Source organism: Shimia fortis, from assembly GCF_040225985.1.
In the GTDB taxonomy this organism is placed as follows: domain Bacteria; phylum Pseudomonadota; class Alphaproteobacteria; order Rhodobacterales; family Rhodobacteraceae; genus Shimia.
In genome coordinates this window covers 204,317-224,976 of record NZ_JBBPEU010000003.1, presented here as the reverse complement: position 1 = coordinate 224,976, position 20,660 = coordinate 204,317, and the positions used below count along the sequence as shown (strand labels likewise).

Genomic DNA, 20,660 nt, shown 5'->3' with positions numbered 1-20,660 from the left:
TATGGATAAGTATGAAAAGGCGAGAAGTGGACAGGTGACGCAAATTTTTGAAGTTGTGGGTGACGGGTTAGACATTGGATACGAGAACATCAGGGAGGCAAATGCCCCCGCAGAAGAGCAGATGCGTGCTCTCATTGAGGAGATGTGGGCCAAATACGAGCCGTATGCCGACCCAGATTTTTGCGATGGTTTTGCTCGTGATTTAGATGCACGCTTCTGGGAAATGTTTCTAGGCTGCACTTTGATTGATGCGGGCCTTGAGCTACTCCCGACTGTTGAACGCGCTGTTGAAGGCGGGCAACCAGACCTTTGTGTCATTGATCAAAGTCGCCGAATTTGGATAGAAGCCATTGCGCCGACGAGAGGCGCTCAGGGGCCGGATCAAGTAGTTGGACCGATACCTTTGAACCAAGGCGGTGGAGTTGCACCAATGCCTGTTCGTCAAGCAAGGCTACGCACGACGAGCGCATTTTGGACTAAGTTCTGTCGAATACAAAGTTACCTTGATCAGGGCGTAATCAATCCAGAGGACGGCAGAGTTATTGCAATAAGCGCCAGTCGTTTTGCGCTGCTTGCGCCAGAAGATCCGCCCTTGATTATGACTTCCCTGCTCCCAATTGGGAACGAGCGCCTGATTGTAAACCCGGAAACGGGCGAGATTGTTGAGCAAAATTTTGAATACGCTCCCGAAATTGAAAGAGAAAGTGGAGCGGTGCCGCGAACCGCGCTCGTAGACCCTCAGTTCTCCAGCGTTTCAGGTGTGCTGTGGTCTCGTATTGGGATCGGAAACATGGAGCGCCAAGTGCGCCCCCTTACGATGGTGCACAATCCGCTTGCTGATGTGCCAATCAACCAAGGGTGGGGGCCTTGGGATCGGGAATTTGTGACTACGCAAGATGACAGCGACTGGGTGTCGAACGATATCCGTGCGCATCCTACATCGAACGCCTAAATTGCCAATATGTCGCCTGCGCCGCTTTTGGCGCAGACGTTCCGATCCAATAAAACCGATGCAGAAAGAAGTTTAGAGCTTGGGTGTCGGATTGCCTTTTTGTTCTGCAAAATAGAGTTGCCACCTGTGAAACTCACTGAATATTTGGTTTGAACTTTCTTCCTTTAGGTGCACCAATCTCTGGAATTGATATGTCGCGCCGAAGCTTAGGCCAACCCTTGATCAGAGCAACAGGTCATAGACGTCATTGCTGTCCATAACCGTCCAATTGAGACTTGACTGACCTGCGCCATCGACCAAGGCCCAAATGATCTGACCTGTGGGGCGATAGATCACGAAAGCCTCGGTCAGTGTATCATCACCGGCCCGTTCCCCCGACGCATCAGAGGTATGGGCAAAGTTCACCTGAAACTGTGCGGCGGTTGCTGATGCAATGCCAAACTCGAGCACATCGCCTTCGGTTGCGTCATAATCCTGAATCCAGTCCGAGCCGTGATCGAAAATTCCGATATGGAAGAAACGGTCGGCACCGTCTCCGCCATTCACCCGGTCATGGCCCCATCCGCCATTGAGGAAATCATCTCCTGCATTGCCAAACAGTATATCCCCGAGCGCCGCGCCGGTGATGGTGTCATGGCCATTCTGACCGGCCAGAAAATCAGCTCCGAACCCGCCAACGATGCTGTCGTTTCCGTCCATCCCGTAGACAGAGTCGTTTCCATAGCCTGCATCGATCGTGTCATCTCCTGCGCCGCCATAGATCGTGTCGCTTCGGTCGGCAGAGGTTGCACCGGCGATGATCAGGTCATTCCCGTCATCGCCGTCGATCTGATCTGCGCCATCCCCGCCATAGATCATGTCATTGCCGCCACCGCCACTGAGGCGGTCATTGTTGTTGCCGCCCTGCAACCGGTCGCTGCCCGCGCCGCCGGTCAGGTCAACGGCGGGATCAAGGTTCAAGGTGTGAAGCTGCGGTGCCGACAGTGTCTGGTCGGTGAATTCGAAATTCTCGACATTGTAATAGTCATTGCTCTGGCCGTTGAAGCTGAGCCTGTATCCCGCGCCGGTCTGCGTCATCGTGGCTGCGCTGGAGTCGACAAACAACCTGACAGTGTCGATGCCCGTACCGCCCTGGATGATGTCGTTGCCCGCGCTTTCCAGGAAAAGATCATGCCCGCCACCGCCATTCAGCGAGTCATTTCCGGCCCCCCCGTCGAGTGTGTCATTGCCATTATTGCCCGAAAGCGTGTCTGCCCCGTTGCCCCCGGCAAGGCGGTCATTGTACGCAGAGCCATTGATCACGTCATTGCCCGTCAGCACATAGCGCATCAGGCCGTCAGTATCGTTGCGCTCGGAATACCGCATAACGCTGTAGGCGTCGAGATTCCCGTTTGTCAGGGCATGTGTCAGGACACCACTTGCCCACTGTCTATAGCCCGTGACTTGCCCGTACACATTTCCGTAGACGTCGTAAGAGAAGTTGCCTGTGTATTGTGCGCGCAACGCTCCGGCAACGATTGTGATCTGGCGGCCGCTATAGCTTTGGACTGTTCCATACCAGAAAGACGATTCGCCCAGCATGTCGATTGCGCGGTACCCTGTGATCGTAACCAAAATAGATCTCCCTTAATTCGCGGTTATCGGCAAAATGAAACATTCATGATTTGCGCTTTATAACCCGCTTTGGAAGTATCAGTATGATCCTTGTCAATTCCTGCGTGTTTTCGCGTGATCGCTGACGCTGTGGTTTTGCTTTCGATCTGCGGGAATCCGTCTGGACTGAGACCCTTGTGACCGACCATGCCACATGCTCGGGATTCAACTGTGGGGATGTCATTGGTAGGCCCGGCAGGACTTGAACCCGCAACCAAAGCGTTATGAGCGCTCTGCTCTAACCAATTGAGCTACAGGCCCTACCTTGTGCGCCTTTTGCTACCAGAACCCGCGCCCGCGTCAAGGCTTACCGTTGCTTCCAATCACGACTTGGTCTAGTGCCTGCCCAAGCGAATTACGGAGTGCGTCATGACCGAAGGCAAGAACGGAATCACTTACGCGGATGCAGGTGTGGATATCGATGCGGGCAATGCGCTCGTCGATCGGATCAAGCCGGCGGCCAAGCGCACGACACGTTCGGGCGTGATGGCGGGTCTGGGTGGCTTTGGCGCGCTGTTTGACCTCAAGGATGCTGGCTATTCCGACCCCATTCTTGTCGGTGCGACCGATGGTGTGGGCACCAAGCTGCGTATCGCGATTGACACTGGCAACGTGGATGGCGTGGGCATCGACCTTGTCGCGATGTGCGTGAACGACCTTGTGTGCCAGGGCGCCGAGCCGCTGTTCTTTCTCGACTATTTCGCGACTGGCAAGCTGGAAACCGACAAAGCCGCGCGGATCATCGAGGGCATTGCGGAAGGCTGTGTCCAGTCAGGTTGTGCTCTGATCGGGGGCGAGACCGCAGAGATGCCGGGCATGTACGAAGACGGCGATTTCGACCTTGCGGGCTTTGCCGTGGGTGCGATGGAGCGCGGGGCGGACCTGCCCGTGGACGTGGCCGAGGGCGACGTGCTTCTGGGGCTGGCGTCGAACGGTGTGCACTCGAACGGTTATAGCCTCGTGCGCAAGTTGGTCGAGATTTCGGGCCTTGGCTGGGGCGACGACTGCCCGTGGGACGAGGGCACTCTGGGCGCGGCCCTGCTGGCGCCGACCCGTCTTTATGTGACGCAGTCGCTGGCAGCCGTACGGGCAGGGGGCGTGCATGCGCTGGCCCATATCACCGGTGGCGGTCTGACTGAGAACCTGCCGCGTGTTCTGCCCGATGATCTGGGGGCCGACATTGATCTTGGCGCGTGGGATTTGCCGCCCGTCTTCAAATGGCTGGCTGCGACCGGCGGCATGGCCGAGGCCGAGCTGCTCAAGACCTTCAACTGCGGTGTTGGCATGATCCTGTCGGTGGCAGCAGACCGGGCTGACGCGATCGAGGCACTGCTTCGGGACGAAGGCGAAACCGTCTATCGCATGGGCACCGTAACAAAGGGCGCGGGCATGCGCTATGCGGGCAGCCTCCTGTGAAGAAACGCGTCGCGATCTTCATCTCGGGCGGCGGCTCGAACATGGTGAGCCTGGTGCGCGACATGCAATCGGGCGACCATCCGGCGGAACCCGTTCTGGTGCTGGCCAATGACGCGGCGGCGGGCGGCCTGAAAAAGGCGACAGAGCTGGGCGTGCCCACGGCGGTGGTGGATCACCGTCCGTTCAAGGGCGACCGCGTGGCCTTTGAAGATGCGCTCCAGGCCGAGCTGGACAAGGTCCAGCCCGACATCATCTGCTTGGCCGGTTTCATGCGTGTGCTGACCGAACACTTCGTCGCCCCGTGGGAAGGGCGTATGCTGAACATCCATCCGTCGCTTTTGCCGAAATACAAGGGGCTTCACACCCATGCCCGCGCGCTTGAGGCGGGGGATGCGGAACATGGCGTGACCGTGCATCTGGTGACTCCGGCGCTGGACGATGGGCCAATCCTCGGTCAGGCACGGGTGCCGGTCAAAGATGGCGACACGCCCGACGAACTGGCCGCGCGCGTCCTGACCCAAGAACACGTTCTCTATCCTGCAGTGCTGCGACGCTTTGCAGCGGGGGATCTGACGCCGGTTTATCTTTAGGGATTTCGGATGAAAAAGGGGCGCGTGATCCGCGCCCCGTCCTTGCACAAAACGCTTGGCTTACCCTTTTGGCGGCGTGTACCAGATTGGCGAGGAATAGGCGCGTTCCTGATGGATCAACAGCGCCTCTTCAGGAAGTTCGATACCAAACCGGACCTTGTCATACACCACCCAGCGCGGCGTCGGGATTTCCAGCACGCGGACATAATAGAACGCGCTTTCGGCAGGGTCGAAATCGGGGTCGCTCCAGACCGTGGTCAGTTCCGAGGCTCCGATCGAGTTCTGCCAGCTTGCTGTTTCCAGATCGACGGTGTTGCCAACGGCAGGCAATTTACCATCTGCGTCGGGCGCACGGTCGCCTGACCAGGCCACGTCATAGACCTTTTCGTGCAAGTCGCCGTTGGTGTCCATCCAGCCTTTGACAACCTGTACGCGGTCCAGGTTGGCGCCAATCGGATCGCGCAATGCGCCGATCAGGAAGGTCGGGGCCACGTCGCTTTCTCTCGGCCGCATGTCCGATCCCATCGGAACGCCCTTGGTATATCCGGGTTCCGCGAGGGACCTGCGGCGCAGATCCTGTTCGCTGAACTCCCATCCGCCAAAAAAGCGCAACCCGATCCGCGGGCCGGTCGTGGCATAGGTTTCCCGCCGCTTGAAGGCGTCATAGATCGCCGAACGGGTGTTGTCCTCGGCCCAGACAGCCGTATAGCCGGAGGCGACCAGCATGTGCCCGTCGATCCGCCCCAGATCGCTTGCGATGAAGGGATGTTCAATGCGGGTCGGCGAGGGTTCGACGCTGACCGATTTACTGAAAAAGTTTTCTTCCTCTGCGGTGGTCAGGCCGGTATGGCTGTCCGTCGCGCCGCCAAGGCCGAACTTGTAGGGGTTGGTGCCGAATTGTGCTTCGAGCTTCAGGCCCTGCTTCAGGGCTTCACGCGCGTATTCCCCGGCCAGCATGTTTTCGGTTTTGAGTTCGGTCAGATCGAGGTTGCCGATATCCCAGTTTTCATAATCGGCAAATGCGTCCTCGGGGCTGAGATAGGGGTGGGCTTCGCCATCCCCCTTGATCTGGGTGATCTCGTAATGCGGTTCCCACTTGGCGCGCAGTTCGACATATTCCTGATCGACCTTGCCGCCGTGATAGGTGTCTTCGGTCGGGAACATCCAGCCGTTCGACAGGTTGCCGTTATGCGCAAAGGCGACAGCGCGCCCGCCGGTTTTTTCCTGATACGCCTCAAGCCATTCATACAGCGAGTGCGGGTTCGTATCGCCGTATGGCGGCTGAGTGACAGGTGGCACGACTTGAAGTGCGCGCATCGGCCCATCTCGCAGCATGACATTGCGGTGCAGGTTTATTCCCTTTGGGACCGAGGTCCATTCGAACCCGATAAAGGCGGTGAACTGACCCGGGTCGTTGTGGCGCTCGGCTGCGTTCACGATTTTCTCCCAGGTAAAGGAAAACGGATCCGCGCCGGGGCTGTAAGCTTCGACGATCGCCTCGGGCAGGGTCATTTGCGAAAAGTTTGTAATCAGATCGAAGGCCGACTCTCCCGCCGCCTCGCCACCGGCCATATAGCCTTCGTACCATTCCAGACCCTTGGGATCGGCCAGAATACCGGGTTTGCCCGCTTGCAGGTCAGGGGCAAATCCCATCAGGTCGGTATGGTCCGTCAGCACCATCCAGTCCAAAGGCCTGCTCAGCCGGACCTGTTGGCCGGTCGAGGACACGACCTGTTCGCCTTTGGCGAACCGCCACGCATCATCCGGACCAAGGATGTTTCCAAACGCGCCCGCGTCCAGTGATAACCCTGTGTGCAGGTGTGTTTCCCCCCATAAAGGGCGTTCGGGAAAGTTTCGATTGGCATAAGGCGAAAAAGGCTGATCCGAGAAGCCGCTCTCTGCAGCCTCCTTAGTCGGTGTGACCTGAGACAAAACCGTCGTTGACATCAATGCCAGAACGGCCGCAAGGCAAGTGGTGGTTTTCATGGTGTCCTCCCGTGGCGCAATGTTTGTGAGCTTTTTGCGTCCATAGGAGAGAAAACTAACACAGTGTCAGATAATCCCCAAAAAAAAACGCCACCCAAACCGGATGGCGTTGTTCTGTCATCAATTTTGGGGCGGGCGTTATTCCGCAGCAGGGGCCTTGGCAGCGGCCTTGGGGGCGTCCTTGCCGCGGGTCAGCGGATCGTCCTGACGCTGGACCGAGCCTTCGAAGTGCGCGCCGCTTTCAATGGCGATGGTCTTGTGGATGATGTCGCCTTCGACGCGGGCGGTCGAGGTCAGACGTACCTTGAGACCACGTACGCGGCCGATGATACGGCCATTGATGACGACGTCATCGGCAATCACTTCGCCCTTGATGGTGGCGCTTTCGCCGATGGTCAGCAGATGTGCGCGGATGTCGCCTTCGACTGTGCCTTCGACCTGAATGTCACCAGTGGTTTTCATGTTGCCCGAGATGTGCAGGTCAGCCGACAGCACGGATGCGGGCGGCTTGGCCTTCGGAGCAGGCGCTGCGGCTGCCTTGGGGGCCGGCGGCACGGCTTTGGCCGGGGCTTCAGAGGGGGCAGGCTTGGCCGGATCAGCGGATTTCGGCGCGGGTTCGTTGATTTTGCTCTTAGAAAACATTTTTTCCAGCCTTGATAAACTTCATGGGGTTCACGGCCCGACCATTGACGCGCACTTCGTAATGCAGATGCGTGCCGGTAGACCTTCCGGAGTTGCCCATATCACCAATGCGTTCCCCGCGCGAGACCCTTTGCCCCTTCTTTACGCGGATTCTTGCCAGATGGGCATAACGTGTCTCGATTCCGTTGGCGTGCCTGATTTTTACAAGGCGCCCGTAGCCCGATTGCCAGTCCGCATGGGTCACAACCCCGTCTGCCGTAGATAGAATCGGCGTGCCGTGGCGACCGGCGAAATCGGTGCCGTTGTGCATCCGTCCCCAGCGCATGCCGAAGCCGCTGGTATAGCGGAAGGCCGACTTGATCGGGATGTCCAGCGGCACGGTTTCTGCCGCGATGCGGTACATGTTCAACCGGTCCAACTGATCCAGCAAACGGTTGGCGCGCACGGTTTCCTTGGTCAGGTCGCCGCCCTTGGTCGAAAAGCTGAGCGGGGTCATCGGGCCGCCCTGACCGCTATAGCCGCGACGGACTTCTTCGAGCAGCGATTTGGTGCTGAGACCGGCCGAGGTGAACATTTTTTCCAGCGGTTCGACCGAGATGGTCATCGCGTCTTCAAGCTGGCGGAAGATCTGGTCGTTCTTTTCTTCCATCAATGCCAGTTCGAGTTCCATTTCCTCGGCTGCTTTCAATGCGGCCTGTGCGTCTGCAATGACTTCGTCACGCTGGCGGGCGGTTTCTTCGAGAGCGCCAGACAGAAGGGTCATCATCTCGTTGCCAAGCGGTGTGCCGTCGGCCACCGCGGTGCCCCCACCATTCGGGCTTTGGGTCAGGGTTGCAAGCTCGGCAAGCGCGGTCTCGCGCTCTTTCATGGTGCGGCGCAGCGTGGCCTGGATCACGTCAATCCCGGTTTCCAATTCGCGGCGGCGTGCCTCCGTGGCCAGCAATTCCGACTGCATGGCTGAAATCTGGTCCAGCGCAGCGTTGAAGCGCGCCTGCGCGGCCAGCGCCTCGGCGGTGCGGGCGTCGCGTTCTTCGGACAGATCGTTCAGGCGGGTTTCATAGGTTTGCTGATCCCGGCGGGCCTGTTCGCGGAAATTACCCGCGCCGATGGAATCCATCAACAGAACGGCGGTGGCGATAATGGCCCAAGCCACGATGGCGGCGCTTCCGGCAAAGGCGATCAGCTGGGTCGAGGGGCGCAGCCGGATGAAACGCGTGTCGTTGTCCGAGCGCAGGAACAGGCGTCTTTCGGGAAAAAACCGTTCCAGAAGTTGATGAACTCTGATCGCAAATCTTGTCCGCACGCCAAAGCTTCCTTTTTCCCGTCCCCATCTGGCCCGATCATGTCCCCATCGCGACCGCCGCCGTTCTTACCCGTACGGATTCGAACGGGCAAGGTTTATGACGTCGCATCAGGTGGATAGCGTTCTTGCAGGCCTTATATGGGCAAAGACCCGCCTATCGTACGCGGGTCTTTGTGTCGGTCTCTTCGGCGAGGGGCCAATAGAAATCGGGTGGCAACCCGGCCTCGGCGCGCTTTTCCTCGTTGAAGGGTGGTTTCAGCGCACTGTGGAAATACTTGCGCACAAGCCCGTGGAACACCTCTTTTGGGTCCAGATTGTTGCGCCCGCACAGGAAGTGGAACCATTTCGACCCGTAGGCGACATGGCCGACCTCTTCGGCATAGATCACCTCGAGCGCGGCCAGGGTCTGGGTTTCGCCGGCCTTCTTGAAGATCTCGATCATGCCCGGGGTCACGTCCAGCCCCCGCGCTTCGAGCACCATGGGTACGACGGCCAGCCGCCCCATGAAGTCTTCGGCGGTGTCTTCGGCGGCCTGCCACATGCCGGCATGGGCGGGCAAGGCGCCATAGTAACTGTCCATCGCTTCAAGACAGTCGCATATCAGGTTGAAATGTTTGGATTCCTCGTCGGCGGCCTTGACCCAGTCATCATAGAACCCAACCGGCATGGGCTCTTGCGTGAACCGCGCGATGATATCCCAGTGCAGGTCCACGGCGTTAAGTTCGATATGGGCCACCGCATGTAACAGGGCGATCCGACCCTGCGGGCTGCCGGGGCGGCGGCGCGGCACGTCGCGCGGCGACAGAAGCTCGGGCTTTTCAGGGCGCGACGGGCGCAGGGGCGGCGTGGCGTGCCCGACCTCAAGTGGGACACCGGCCTCGCGCGCGGCAAACCAGGCGGCCGCATGTTTGTGCGACAGCGCGGTCTTTGCGCGCCCGTCGGCGGTCGTAAGAACCTCGACCGCCATTTCTGCAAGCGTTTTGTCCGTCACAGGGATTTCGCCGCCTCAAGCACCTCGGCCACGTGACCGTCCACTTTGACCTTGGGCCAGATCCGCGCGATCTTGCCCTCGGCATCGATCAGGACTGTGGTCCGTTCTATGCCCATGAAGGTCTTGCCGTACATTTTCTTTTCTTTCCAGACGCCATAGCGCTCGCAGACATCACCGTGCTCGTCCGACAAAAGCGGCATGCCGAGCTCTTTCTTGGCGACGAACTTCTCGTGCGAGGCAATCGAATCCTTGGAAATGCCAAAGACCTTGACGCCTGCGGCCTCGAACTCGGGCAGGGACTCGGTAAAGCCGATGGCCTCTTTAGTACATCCGGGCGTGTTGTCGCGCGGGTAGAAAAACAGCACCACGGGCGCAGGGCGTTGCGCGGAAAGCGATACCTCGCTGCCATCCGAGGCAGGCAGGGAAAAATCGGGGGCGGGATCGGCGATGTCAAACATCTGTCATGACTCCTTGGGGTAGGCGGGATTAACGTATATGTTGGGGTCAGGTGAGCAACCCCAAAAACCACAAGACGAGACATAGAGCTGACCCCACCGCAGGCCACAGAAGAAAACGAACAACTCCGCCAGCCGCCCCGCCGGCGGGTGGGCATTGTTGCGATTCAGACGGTGATCTTTCTAGGGCTTGTCGGGGCGGTGGGGCTGTTCATCCTGATGGGGCGCGCCGTGGACCTGCCCGAATGGGTGGTGACCCGCGTCGAAGCCGTTCTTGAAGAGAGATTTCCCAATATTGACATGGGGCTAGACGGCGTTTCTGTCGTGGTCGAAGACAAATTACGCCCGCGCGTGACCCTGCACAATGTCCGCCTGACCCATGCCGAAAGCAACAGCGCCATCGCGGTCGAACGGATCGACGCGAGCTTTTCGCTCGACAATCTGGGGGACGGGCGCATCAACCCCACGGATTTGCGTCTGTCGGGCCTGTCCTTTGCATTGCAGCGGCGCGAGGATGGCAGTTTCGACCTTGCGTTCGGTGGGCAGGGGCAGGGGTTGCAGGGGCTGGACCCTGAAACCGTGATGGCGGGGTTCGGCACCCAGATCGAGGCGTTGCTGGCGCGGCCGTTCTTTGCACAGCTCGATCGCGTGTCGATCGACGCGCTGAGCCTGCGCTACGAAGACCTGCGCGCCGGATTGGCGTGGAACGTGGACGGGGCCTCGGCCCGGATGGAGCGCGACGAGGCGCTGATCTCTTTTGGCGCGCATCTGACGCTTCTGGGTGGGCGGGGCTATGCGTCGTCTGTCGATCTGGCACTGGAAACGGCCTATGGCACGGAAGAGGCGCATTTCATTCTGGCCTTTGATGCCTTTCCGGCAGGCGAAATCGCGGCGCAATCAGCGGCGCTGGCCTGGCTTGGGGCGGTGCGCGCGCCGATTTCGGGCGCTTTGCGGGTGTCGGTCGATCCGCAGGGGCGGCTTGGGCCGACCACGGTCAGCCTCGAAATGGACAAGGGCGTTCTGCATCCCGAGGGCGTGGACCAGCCCATTCCGTTCCAGTCGGCGCTGACCCATCTGACCTATCGCCCCAAGCAACAGCGGATCACGCTGGACCGTCTGGCCGTACGGTCGGATTGGGTGACGCTGACCGCGCGCGGACAGGCCGTTCTGGGCGATTTCCAGCAGGGATTGCCGCAAGAAACCGTGTTCCAGCTGTCGCTCAGGGACTTGCAGGTCGCCCCGACCCGCCAAAGCGCGGTCGAGGTCGCGCTGGACAGTGCCTTTGCCGATTTCCGGCTGCGGCTTGATCCGTTCGAGGTGTCGCTGGGCCAGCTTGTCCTGAACCAGTCGGACCGACAGTTGACACTGGCAGGGGATTTGTCCGTCGCCGAGGGTGAGTGGGTGTTCCAACTGGCCGGGGATCTGAACCACTACAACCGCGACGATCTGGTGGCGATCTGGCCCGAGGGCGTTAAGCCGCGCCTGCAGAAGTGGATCCGCGATAACCTGTTCTCGGGCGATTTCCGCGACATCAGTTTCCGGATGAAGTCACGCCCCGACGACAAGCCCGAGGTGTTTTTGAACTTCCTGTTCAGCGATGCCGATATCCGGTTCATGAAGACTCTGCCGCCGGTGCGGCGCGTGACCGGATTTGCCACCATGATCCACGAGAAATTTCACGTGACCGCCGAACAGGGCTGGATCACCCCTGATCAGGGGGGCGAGATCAATGTTGCGGGCACCGCGTTTACGGTTGAGAATACGCGGCTCAAACAATCGCCCGCAACGGTACAACTCAAGGCGCAAGGGGCGGTGACCGGATTCCTGTCCCTGCTCAACCGCCCGCCGCTCGAGGTGATGACCAAGGCAAATCTGCCGGTCGATCTCGCCAGTGGCGGGATGCAGGCCGAAGGCGTCGTGCAACTGGTGCTGAAACCCAAGGTTACACCCGAAGAGGTCACCTTCACGGCGTCCGGCCACGGGCGGGACATCCGCACAAGCCATTTCATCAAGGGCAAGGAAATGGGCGGCGACGTGTCCTTTTCCGCGACCGAGGACAAGGTCGTGATCGATGTGGACGGGCAGGTGGGGGCCTTGCCGGGCAAGGTGCGCTGGCAAACGGGGATCGGCGCACGCGCCGATGGCACCAGCACCCTGACCGGCCAGTCCGAACTCAGCCCGCTGGCACTGGAAGAGTTTGCCGTGGGCCTGCCGCCGGGTACGGTGCAGGGCAGCGCGCCCGCCGATTTACGGATCGAGTTCGTCACGGACGTGCCGCCGGTGATGACCTTGACCTCTGATCTGGTCGGGGCGACGCTGGACATCCCGCCGCTGGCCTGGCGTAAACTGTCCGAGACCGAGGGACAGGCCGCGATGCAGATCACGCTGACCTCGCCGCCCACCATAGACGGGTTTGACCTGACTGCGCCGGGGCTGGACGCCGAGGGCAGCCTGACCCTGACCGCGGAAGGGGGGCTTGGGCAGGTGGATTTCACCGCGTTCCGCGTCGGAAACTGGTTGCAGGGGCAGGGGCGGCTGATCGGGCGCGGCCCCGGTCGCACACCGGCGGTGGAAATGCGCGGCGGCACCTTTGACATGCGCAACCTGCCCGAAGGGCTTGGCGGGGGTGGCTCCGGAGGTGGTGGCGGGGGCGACCCCATTCCCATCACCGCGAACCTGTCCGAGGCACGGGTGTCCGAAACGATCTTCCTGACGGATGTCACCGGGAATTTCACTACGTCTGACGGGCTTGTCGGCAATTTCTCGGGCAATCTGAACGGATCAGCTCCAATCCGCGGCGAGGTCTATCCGCAAAACACCGGCACCGGCGTGCATGTCGTCTCGGACAATGCCGCTCGTGTCTTGATGGCGATGCGCTTGCTGGATGCGGCGACCGGCGGAACGCTTTCCCTGCGTCTGGCCCCCAACCCCGACGGACAAAACTGGGACGGCAGCTTTCAGGTACTGGGGCTGAAGGTGCAGGAACTGCCCGTGGTGGCCGAGATGCTGAACGCGGTCAGTGTCGTGGGGTTGCTCGAACAGTTGCAGGGGCCGGGTATCCTGTTCAACGAGATCTCGGGCCGGTTCCAACTGTCAGACACTCGCCTCGTAATCGGCCAGTCCAGCGCAGTTGGCCCGGCCATGGGGGTTTCGGCAGACGGGTATTACCGGCTGGCCGACAGTTTCCTTGATATGCAGGGGGCCTTGTCGCCCTTGTTCGTGGTCAACCAGATGGGGCGCGTGATTTCCAAGAAAGGCGAAGGGCTGATCGCCTTCAACTATCAGGTGCGCGGGCCGATTGATAACTATTCCATCACGGTGAACCCGCTCTCGGCCTTGACGCCGGGCTTTTTTCGAGAGATTTTCCGCCGCCCGCCCCCCTCGATGGAGGGCAACACGCTCAGCGTGCCGCAATCCCAACCCACCCCCACGGATCCGGGCCAGTCCGGGCAGGGTCCCGACAACCGCTAGGTGCCTTGATGCAGCTTTCCGATTTCGATTTCGATCTGCCTGAAACGCTGATCGCGACCCGTCCTGCCAATCCGCGCAGTTCTGCACGGCTGCTGGTGGCCGAAGGGGATCGCATCACCGACTCGGTGGTGTCGGACCTGACAACGTGGCTGCGTCCGGGGGATCGTCTGGTCCTGAATGATACCAAGGTCATCCCTGCGCGGCTCGGCGGTGTGCGCTGGCGTGCCGGGGCCGAGGGCACGACCGAGGCGCGCATCGACGTGACCCTGCTGGAACCGCGCAGCGACGGGCAATGGGCGGCGTTGCTGAAACCACTCAAGAAAATCCGCGAGGGCGAAGAGGTGGTCTTCACCGAAGCGCTGAAAGCCACCCTCGTGGCCAAGGAAGAGGGGCAGGGCATCCTTCAATTCGACCTGCAAGGGGATGATTTCGACGCGGCGCTGGCCGAGGCGGGCAACATGCCTTTGCCGCCCTATATCGCCGCCAAACGCGCTGCGGATGCGCAGGACAAAGTCGATTATCAAACCGTCTGGGCCGAAAATTCCGGCGCCGTGGCCGCGCCCACGGCGTCGCTGCATTTCGATGAACCCCTGCTGGAAAAACTGGCCGCGCATGGTGTTGAGTTTACTTATGTCACGCTGCATGTGGGGGCGGGCACCTTCCTGCCGGTCAAGGTCGAGGACGTGACCCGCCACAAGATGCATTCCGAATGGGGGCGCGTCACGCCAAAGGCCGCCGAAGAAATCCGCGCCACCAAGGCGGCAGGAGGGCGGGTCATCCCGGTCGGCACCACCGCGCTGCGCCTGATCGAAAGTGCTGCGCGCGCAGGCGAGATCAAGCCGTGGGAAGGCGGGACAGACATTTTCATCTATCCCGGCTTCGAGTTTCAGGTCACAGACGCCCTGATGACGAATTTCCACCTGCCCAAGTCCACGCTGATGATGCTGGTCTCGGCGCTGATGGGGCAGGATCGGATCCGTCGCATCTATGACCATGCGGTCGCCTCGGAATACCGGTTCTTCTCTTACGGGGACGCCTCGCTATTGCTGCCCTAGGGGGCAACGGGCGGGCGCGTGACAGGGAATTCTTGAAGCTTGGGAATGCCCCCCTTGCGACAAACCGGTCCTTCTGCGTACCCTGAACCCGATTCATAAGAGTGTTTCAGGTTAAGGTACGGGTTTTCAACGGGACGAAATGGGCGCGATCATGAAAAGACCTTCTTTCAAACTTCTGGCTTTGCTGGGCGGGCTTGGGCTTTTGGCGGCCTGTGGTGCGCCTTATGAAGACGGTCCCAGTCGTGGGGCAACTCCCGAGATGTATGACGTGCTGACGGATGGTGACATCACCCTGCCAGCAGTGCCTGTCGAATACCTGGACGAGCCCAACCGGCGCGCCGCCGTAAAATATGACGGCCCCGAAGCCCCAGGTTCCATCGTGGTCGATCCCTATGCCAAGTTCCTTTATCTGGTTGAGGATGGCGGCAACGCGACCCGCTATCCCATTGCGGTCGGGCGCGAGGGGCGCGGCTTCAAGGGTAGCGCCAGCATCCGGCGCAAAGAGGAATGGCCCGGCTGGGCCCCCACGGCGAACATGCTGCGCACCGAACCCGAGGTGTACGGCCCCTTTGCAGGTGGCATCCCCGGCGGTGTGGCCAGCCCGCTTGGCGCGCGCGCCCTTTATCTCTATCGCGGTGGGCGCGACACGCGCTATCGCATCCACGGCACCAACGATCTGGCCTCGATCGGCAATTCCAGCACCGCGGGCTGTATCCGCATGTTCAACCAGGATGTGATCGACCTGTATAACCGGACGCCCATGGGCACGGACGTGGTGGTGCGTACCTATGAAGAATCCGTGGCCGCGGAAGGCGAGGCGATGGCAAACCGTGGCGTCGAACTGCCTCCGACCATTGTTGACCCCGAGGTGATCTATGCCGCCGTCGAGGCGCAGGAAGCCAAGAACACGACCGAGTAAAGTGCCCGCCGGTCCGGTGTCATGACCATGTGACGCAAACGGATCAGGCGGGTCGCAGACAGAGCAACACGGGCCCGCGCGTTGTGCGAACAGGGCCCCTCGCAACCACGTGATTTTTCTCGGAGTCCCCGATGTTTCAATTTCTTTCCGGTTCCTGGGCGCTGCTTCTCGGGATGATGCTTCTGATGGTCGGAAACGGCCTGCAATCCACCCTGCTGGGGGTGCGGGGTGAAATCGAAGGCTTCGGCACCTGGGAAATGTCGATCGTGATGTCGGCCTATTTCGTCGGTTTCCTTGGCGGGTCGCGCATGGCACCCGAGATGATCCGACGGGTTGGGCATGTACGGGTCTTTGCGGCGCTGGCTTCGTTTATCTCGGCGGTCCTGATTCTTTACCCGACCTTTGCCAACCCGTGGGTATGGACCGTGGGGCGGATCATCATCGGCTTCTGTTTTTCCGGCGTGTATGTGACCGCCGAAAGCTGGCTTAACAACGCGGCCACCAATGAAACCCGAGGCAAGGCGCTTTCGCTCTATGTGATCGTCCAGATGATTGGCGTGGTGGCGGCGCAGGCGCTCTTGGTGACGGCAGACCCGTCTGGCTTTGTCCTGTTCGTGATCCCGTCGGTGCTGGTCTCGATCTCGTTTGCGCCCATCCTGCTCAGCATCTCTCCAACCCCCGCCTTCGAGATGACCAAGGCCATGACACTGCGCGAGCTGGTCCACAAGTCACCGCTCGGGGCGGTTGGCATGATCCTGCTGGGCGGGGTGTTCGCGGCCCAGTTCGGCATGTCGGCGGTATATGGCGCCTCGGTCGGCTTGTCAGTGAGCGAAATTTCGATCTTTGTTGCGTCTTTCTATGTCGGGGCCACGCTGGTGCAGTATCCCGTCGGCTGGTTGTCCGACCGGATGGACCGGCGCGTGTTGATTGCCTTTTCGGCCTTGGTCGGCGGTTTGGGGGCGCTGGTCGGGATGATGTTCGGGCAAACCTTCTGGCTTTTGCTGGTTGCGGCGACGCTGGTGGGAGGGTTCTCTAACCCTTTGTATTCCTTGTTGATTGCACACACGAACGACTTTCTGGAAGTGGACGAGATGGCCGCCGCCTCGGGGGGGATGGTCTTTATCAACGGGTTAGGGGCGATTGCCGGCCCGATCGTGATTGGCTGGATCATGGAGGTCTCGGGGCCGTCCGGGTTTTTCCTTGTCATTGCGGCGCTGATGCTGGGGCTTGGGGGCTACGCGCTTTACCGGATGACCCGCCGCGAAGGGATCGCGGTCGAAGACACCGGGGCCTATTCGCCGGTTCTGCCGACCGCGTCGCCCGTCGCGATGGAGGTCGTGCAGGAAATTGCCATCGAAACCGCGCTCGAAGACGAGGAAAATGCCGAAACCGCGTGACGCAATGGTGCAGGTTTCGGGGCGCGCCTTTTGGGAAAACCTGTTTCCGATCTGAAAAAATGCTCCGGAATCCGCCTATGTTAGCGATATCGTTGCATTTTATGTCGCGATTGACGCAAATTGTTACTTCGGGTTCCGGCATTTTCCTGTGTAACATTTTTATGTCGGACATGACCGGCGACGGGTGAGGAGAGAGGGTATGGCAGGCCCCGAAGAAATTCTGACTTTCTGGCTTGATGAAGTCGGAGAAGAAAACTGGTACGCGGTGGACAACACACTCGACCAGAAGATCCGGGACAGATTCCTGGATGCATGGAAACAGGCACAAGAGGGCAGTTATGCGCAATGGCTGACCTATCCCAGCGGTGCACTGGCTTACATCATTCTCAATGACCAGTTCTCGCGGAACATGTTCCGGGGCACGGCCCGGGCATTTGCCTCGGACCGGGCGGCGCTGGCGGCGGCGAAAGCGGCCATTGATGCGGGCTGGGATCTCAAGATCGACGAACCGGCGCGGCAGTTTTTCTATCTGCCGCTGATGCATTCGGAAAATCTGTGCGATCAGGAACGTTGTGTGCGTATGATGCTTGAGCGGATGCCGCGGACCGGTGAATCAAACCTGATCCATGCGCGTGCCCATCGCGAGGTGATCCGCCTGTTCGGACGCTTCCCCTATCGCAATGACGCGCTCGAGCGGTCCTATACCGGCCCCGAGAAGGAATATGTCGATCGCGGCGGCTATGGCTACACCGTGACCGAATTGCAAAAGGCGTCCTGAGCGGGCGCCTTTCTCCTTTTCAGAGATCAGCTTTCGGGGCGTGTGCAGCCCCGCAAGTCAAACGCCAGCGTGCTGAGGTTGTCTGTCGCCGTGGTCACGGCGGTGGTCACCAGCTTTTCCGGTGCGGCCTTTGCGTTGGCCACAACCTGCTGGGTGTTGGCGCGCATCGTGTCCAGATCGGTCTGGATGCGGTCCACGCGGGCCTGAATGCGCTGCGCCGTGACCGAGGCAAGTTCGCCAGAGCTTGATGCCAGAACCTGCATATCCCCGCGTAACGCGGCCACCTCGGCGGTCAGGTTCCCCAGCTCTGTACTGACCGGTTCCAGCACGTTCAACTGCGCCGCAAAGGCACCTGCGGCCCGCTCCACCGTGTTCGAAACCTGCCACAGGAAGAACAGGCAGACCGCCGCCAGAAGAAGCGTCGCGTTGATGAGGGCAAGAAGAAGATCTTTGATGACTTTCATGGGGTACGTCCCGACAATCGTTGGCTTTCCTGTCTCTCACAATGCCCCGTTCCGGTCGCGATTGATAGTCGCGAGTCGCGTTGATGTGCGCGACGAAGTGATCTAGGCTCGACCGCAACGACAGGAGGAGACGACGATGGCGACCAGCAGTTTCGACATGATTGTGATCGGTGCAGGGCCCGGGGGCTATGTGGCGGCCATCCGGGGTGCGCAACTGGGGTTGAAGGTCGCCATAGTCGAACGGGAACATCTTGGCGGGATTTGCCTCAACTGGGGCTGCATTCCGACCAAGGCGATGCTGCGGTCCTCCGAGGTGTTTCACCTGATGCATCGCGCCAAGGAGTTCGGTCTCAGCGCGGACAAGATCGACTATGATCTTGATGCCGTGGTGGACCGATCGCGCGGTGTGGCCAAGCAATTGTCCGGCGGGGTCGGGCACCTTCTGAAGAAAAACAAGGTTACCGTCCTCATGGGTGAGGCGACGCTGCCCGCCAGGGGCAAGGTGAGCGTCAAGACCGATAAGGGCACCGAAGAGCTGAGCGCGCCGCATATCGTGCTGGCCACCGGCGCGCGCGCCCGCGAGTTGCCGGGGCTTGAGGCCGACGGTGATCTGGTCTGGACCTACAAGCACGCGCTGAAGCCGCCACGCATGCCGAAGAAGCTGTTGGTCATCGGGTCGGGGGCCATCGGTATCGAATTTGCCAGTTTTTACAACACTTTGGGCGCCGACACGACCGTGGTCGAGGTGATGGACCGCGTGCTCCCTGTTGAAGATGCCGAGATCAGCGCCTTCGCCAGGAAACAGTTCGTGAAACAAGGTATGACGATCATGGAAAAGGCCATGGTCAAGCAACTGGATCGCGCCAAGGGCAAGGTGACCGCCCATATCGAGATCGGGGGCAAGGTCGAGAAGCATGAGTTTGACACCGTGATCTCGGCGGTGGGGATCGTCGGCAATGTCGAGGGGCTGGGCCTCGAGGCACTTGGGGTCGGGATCGACCGGACCCATGTCACAACGGATGAGTATTGCCGCACGTCTGCCGAGGGCCTGTATGCCATTGGTGACATTGCCGGGGCGCCTTGGCTGGCACACAAAGCCTCGCATGAAGGTGTGATGGTCGCTGAAATGATTGCCGGCCAAAGCCCGCACCCCGTCAAACCCGAAAGCATCGCCGGCTGCACCTATTGCCATCCTCAGGTGGCCAGCGTCGGCTATACCGAGGCGAAGGCCAAGGAACTGGGTTATGAGGTCAAGGTGGGCCGCTTCCCCTTTATCGGAAACGGCAAGGCCATCGCTTTGGGGGAGCCCGAGGGCATGGTCAAAACCGTGTTCGACGCCAAGACCGGCGAACTGCTGGGCGCGCATATGGTTGGGGCAGAAGTGACCGAACTGATCCAGGGCTACGTGGTGGGGCGCACGCTTGAAACCACCGAGGCCGAGTTGATGGAAACCGTGTTCCCGCACCCGACCCTGTCCGAAATGATGCACGAAAGCGTGCTTGACGCCTATGGCAGGGCCATCCACTTCTGATGGCCAGCCTCAACCGTATCGTGATGCAGAAAACCAGCCGCAAATGGTTGCGCGAGCTGGATCTTGAAAACATGGACCTGTGTGAAATCTCGGGCTGGTGGGGGCAGGGGCTGCCCAGCAAAAGTTATCAACAGTTTCGCTATCCCAAGCATGACATCTGTGCCGGACCGTTCATGAACCGCTTTGGCAAGATCCGGCAATTCGACCTGATCCTTGCCAACCAGGTCTGGGAACATCTGGACCGGCCCTATATCGCCACGGTCAACGTCTTTGACATGCTGCGTCCCGGCGGGTATTTCTGGGTTGCGGTGCCGTTCTTCATCCCGTTTCACGCCGCCCCGACCGATTGTTCACGCTGGACGGCGCGCGGGTTGAAAAACCTGCTGACCGAGGTCGGTTTTGCCGAAGAGGATATCCGCGCCGAGCAATGGGGCAACCGCGCGGCGGGATTGCGAAACATGGAAAAAGACTGGCCACCTGCCTACGATCCCGACACGGATGACCTGACCAACGACCCCGATTTTCCGATCTGTGCCTGGGCGTTGGCCCGAAAGACCTGACCGCTTCAGGCGCTTTCCAGAGCGCCGCCCGCGCGCACCCAATGGCCAAGGCCACCGATATTGTGCACGTTGTCATACCCCATCTGACGCAACAGGGTTTCTGCCGAATGCGACCGGCCGCCAGACGCACAGTAAAGCGCGATGCTGGCATCGGTCTTGAAGGCGTCATGAAAATCGGGGTGGCGCGGGTCTGCCATATCCCGCAACCGCATCAGGGGCACATGCACCGCGCCCTGTGCCTTGCCCGAGGCGGCGACCTCGCCATGTTCGCGCACATCCACCACTGTCACGCGGCCTTCGGCTGCGCCTTTGACGGCGTCGGCGGGGCTGAGGCCCGAAGCGGCCCGAGGCTTTTTGAAGAAGAACATGGCGTCTCTCTCGTGATGCTGTCTTGCCGAACAAAGTAACATTCTAAAATATGAATACAATGACTTTCTGGTAAGTTCACACTTTGTTCACATTTTTTGGTTGGAGACTCGCCCTATGTCACCTATTTC

At 60.3% G+C, this 20,660-nt stretch carries 18 protein-coding genes and 1 tRNA gene; 10 read left to right on the top strand and 9 right to left on the bottom strand.

The window, feature by feature from the left end:
- Nucleotide 1 precedes the first annotated feature (1 nt).
- Complete coding sequence (locus tag WNE31_RS07610; protein WP_349979118.1) at nucleotides 2-952, top strand: hypothetical protein; 951 nt, start codon at nucleotides 2-4, stop codon at nucleotides 950-952.
- A 222-nt stretch (nucleotides 953-1,174) separates the two neighbouring features.
- On the opposite strand, the gene WNE31_RS07605 is transcribed toward WNE31_RS07610, so the two are convergent.
- Both WNE31_RS07605 and WNE31_RS07600 read right to left on the bottom strand, forming a co-directional pair.
- Nucleotides 1,175-2,566: a calcium-binding protein gene (locus WNE31_RS07605; protein ID WP_349979117.1), complete on the bottom strand. Its 1,392-nt coding sequence runs from the start codon at nucleotides 2,564-2,566 to the stop codon at nucleotides 1,175-1,177.
- Nucleotides 2,567-2,789: 223 nt separating this feature from the next.
- Nucleotides 2,790-2,866, bottom strand: a tRNA-Ile gene (locus tag WNE31_RS07600).
- A 108-nt stretch (nucleotides 2,867-2,974) separates the two neighbouring features.
- Here WNE31_RS07600 and purM point away from each other — a divergent pair.
- Nucleotides 2,975-4,021, top strand: coding sequence for a phosphoribosylformylglycinamidine cyclo-ligase (purM, locus tag WNE31_RS07595; RefSeq protein ID WP_349979116.1), 1,047 nt, complete (start codon nucleotides 2,975-2,977; stop codon nucleotides 4,019-4,021).
- Nucleotides 4,018-4,611 (top strand): phosphoribosylglycinamide formyltransferase, encoded by a 594-nt coding sequence (gene purN, locus WNE31_RS07590; RefSeq protein ID WP_349979115.1) that lies wholly within the window; start codon nucleotides 4,018-4,020, stop codon nucleotides 4,609-4,611. Before purM ends, purN begins: the two co-directional genes overlap by 4 nt.
- Nucleotides 4,612-4,671: 60 nt before the next feature.
- On the opposite strand, the gene WNE31_RS07585 is transcribed toward purN, so the two are convergent.
- The 5 genes from WNE31_RS07585 to WNE31_RS07565 form a co-directional block, all read right to left on the bottom strand.
- Entirely contained in the window at nucleotides 4,672-6,597 is a 1,926-nt protein-coding gene (locus tag WNE31_RS07585) for a DUF3604 domain-containing protein (RefSeq protein ID WP_349979114.1), read from the bottom strand.
- 138 nt (nucleotides 6,598-6,735) lie between these two features.
- Nucleotides 6,736-7,239: a bactofilin family protein gene (locus WNE31_RS07580; RefSeq protein WP_349979113.1), complete on the bottom strand. Its 504-nt coding sequence runs from the start codon at nucleotides 7,237-7,239 to the stop codon at nucleotides 6,736-6,738.
- The gene (locus WNE31_RS07575; RefSeq protein ID WP_349979112.1) at nucleotides 7,229-8,542 is read right to left on the bottom strand and encodes a M23 family metallopeptidase; all 1,314 of its coding nucleotides are present in this window, start codon (nucleotides 8,540-8,542) and stop codon (nucleotides 7,229-7,231) included. The genes WNE31_RS07580 and WNE31_RS07575 overlap by 11 nt, the downstream gene beginning before the upstream one ends.
- Nucleotides 8,543-8,696: 154 nt before the next feature.
- The gene (locus tag WNE31_RS07570; protein WP_349979193.1) at nucleotides 8,697-9,509 is read right to left on the bottom strand and encodes a ferritin-like domain-containing protein; all 813 of its coding nucleotides are present in this window, start codon (nucleotides 9,507-9,509) and stop codon (nucleotides 8,697-8,699) included.
- Between the two features lie 20 nt (nucleotides 9,510-9,529).
- Nucleotides 9,530-9,991 carry a peroxiredoxin gene (locus WNE31_RS07565; RefSeq protein WP_349979111.1) on the bottom strand — a complete coding sequence of 154 codons (462 nt, stop codon included), beginning with the start codon at nucleotides 9,989-9,991 and terminating at the stop codon, nucleotides 9,530-9,532.
- A 171-nt stretch (nucleotides 9,992-10,162) separates the two neighbouring features.
- On the opposite strand from WNE31_RS07565, the gene WNE31_RS07560 reads away from it, so the two are divergent.
- The 5 genes from WNE31_RS07560 to WNE31_RS07540 all read left to right on the top strand — a co-directional run bounded on the left by WNE31_RS07560 (nucleotide 10,163) and on the right by WNE31_RS07540 (nucleotide 17,608).
- Complete coding sequence (locus WNE31_RS07560) at nucleotides 10,163-13,459, top strand: YhdP family protein (protein ID WP_349979110.1); 3,297 nt, start codon at nucleotides 10,163-10,165, stop codon at nucleotides 13,457-13,459.
- A gap of 8 nt (nucleotides 13,460-13,467) precedes the next feature.
- On the top strand, nucleotides 13,468-14,514 hold the full coding sequence (gene queA, locus WNE31_RS07555; protein WP_349979109.1) for a tRNA preQ1(34) S-adenosylmethionine ribosyltransferase-isomerase QueA: 1,047 nt from the start codon (nucleotides 13,468-13,470) through the stop codon (nucleotides 14,512-14,514).
- Nucleotides 14,515-14,665: 151 nt separating this feature from the next.
- Nucleotides 14,666-15,433 (top strand): L,D-transpeptidase, encoded by a 768-nt coding sequence (locus WNE31_RS07550; RefSeq protein WP_349979108.1) that lies wholly within the window; start codon nucleotides 14,666-14,668, stop codon nucleotides 15,431-15,433.
- A gap of 131 nt (nucleotides 15,434-15,564) precedes the next feature.
- Nucleotides 15,565-16,830: an MFS transporter gene (locus WNE31_RS07545; RefSeq protein WP_349979107.1), complete on the top strand. Its 1,266-nt coding sequence runs from the start codon at nucleotides 15,565-15,567 to the stop codon at nucleotides 16,828-16,830.
- Between the two features lie 199 nt (nucleotides 16,831-17,029).
- On the top strand, nucleotides 17,030-17,608 hold the full coding sequence (locus WNE31_RS07540) for a DUF924 family protein (RefSeq protein ID WP_349979106.1): 579 nt from the start codon (nucleotides 17,030-17,032) through the stop codon (nucleotides 17,606-17,608).
- A 26-nt stretch (nucleotides 17,609-17,634) separates the two neighbouring features.
- Here WNE31_RS07540 and WNE31_RS07535 read toward each other — a convergent pair whose 3' ends face one another.
- Complete coding sequence (locus WNE31_RS07535) at nucleotides 17,635-18,072, bottom strand: hypothetical protein (protein ID WP_349979105.1); 438 nt, start codon at nucleotides 18,070-18,072, stop codon at nucleotides 17,635-17,637.
- Between the two features lie 136 nt (nucleotides 18,073-18,208).
- Here WNE31_RS07535 and lpdA point away from each other — a divergent pair, with 136 nt between their 5' ends.
- Both lpdA and WNE31_RS07525 read left to right on the top strand, forming a co-directional pair.
- A complete protein-coding gene (lpdA, locus tag WNE31_RS07530; protein WP_349979104.1) occupies nucleotides 18,209-19,603 on the top strand; it encodes a dihydrolipoyl dehydrogenase in 1,395 nt (464 codons plus the stop codon).
- Complete coding sequence (locus WNE31_RS07525) at nucleotides 19,603-20,163, top strand: methyltransferase domain-containing protein (protein ID WP_349979103.1); 561 nt, start codon at nucleotides 19,603-19,605, stop codon at nucleotides 20,161-20,163. The genes lpdA and WNE31_RS07525 overlap by 1 nt, the downstream gene beginning before the upstream one ends.
- A 5-nt stretch (nucleotides 20,164-20,168) precedes the next feature.
- Here the strand turns inward: WNE31_RS07525 and WNE31_RS07520 are convergent, their stop codons facing one another.
- Nucleotides 20,169-20,531: a rhodanese-like domain-containing protein gene (locus tag WNE31_RS07520; RefSeq protein ID WP_349979102.1), complete on the bottom strand. Its 363-nt coding sequence runs from the start codon at nucleotides 20,529-20,531 to the stop codon at nucleotides 20,169-20,171.
- Nucleotides 20,532-20,660 lie beyond the last annotated feature (129 nt).

Bases quoted from the DNA above. Each gene is read 5' to 3' on its own strand.
- WNE31_RS07610 (WP_349979118.1), top strand. From the start codon at position 2: ATGGATAAGTATGAAAAGGCGAGAAGTGGACAGGTGACGCAAATTTTT.
- purM (WP_349979116.1), top strand. From the start codon at position 2,975: ATGACCGAAGGCAAGAACGGAATCACTTACGCGGATGCAGGTGTGGAT.
- WNE31_RS07585 (WP_349979114.1), bottom strand. From the start codon at position 6,597: ATGAAAACCACCACTTGCCTTGCGGCCGTTCTGGCATTGATGTCAACG.
- WNE31_RS07580 (WP_349979113.1), bottom strand. From the start codon at position 7,239: ATGTTTTCTAAGAGCAAAATCAACGAACCCGCGCCGAAATCCGCTGAT.
- WNE31_RS07570 (WP_349979193.1), bottom strand. From the start codon at position 9,509: ATGGCGGTCGAGGTTCTTACGACCGCCGACGGGCGCGCAAAGACCGCG.
- WNE31_RS07565 (WP_349979111.1), bottom strand. From the start codon at position 9,991: ATGTTTGACATCGCCGATCCCGCCCCCGATTTTTCCCTGCCTGCCTCG.
- queA (WP_349979109.1), top strand. From the start codon at position 13,468: ATGCAGCTTTCCGATTTCGATTTCGATCTGCCTGAAACGCTGATCGCG.
- WNE31_RS07550 (WP_349979108.1), top strand. From the start codon at position 14,666: ATGAAAAGACCTTCTTTCAAACTTCTGGCTTTGCTGGGCGGGCTTGGG.
- WNE31_RS07545 (WP_349979107.1), top strand. From the start codon at position 15,565: ATGTTTCAATTTCTTTCCGGTTCCTGGGCGCTGCTTCTCGGGATGATG.
- WNE31_RS07540 (WP_349979106.1), top strand. From the start codon at position 17,030: ATGGCAGGCCCCGAAGAAATTCTGACTTTCTGGCTTGATGAAGTCGGA.
- WNE31_RS07535 (WP_349979105.1), bottom strand. From the start codon at position 18,072: ATGAAAGTCATCAAAGATCTTCTTCTTGCCCTCATCAACGCGACGCTT.
- lpdA (WP_349979104.1), top strand. From the start codon at position 18,209: ATGGCGACCAGCAGTTTCGACATGATTGTGATCGGTGCAGGGCCCGGG.
- WNE31_RS07525 (WP_349979103.1), top strand. From the start codon at position 19,603: ATGGCCAGCCTCAACCGTATCGTGATGCAGAAAACCAGCCGCAAATGG.
- WNE31_RS07520 (WP_349979102.1), bottom strand. From the start codon at position 20,531: ATGTTCTTCTTCAAAAAGCCTCGGGCCGCTTCGGGCCTCAGCCCCGCC.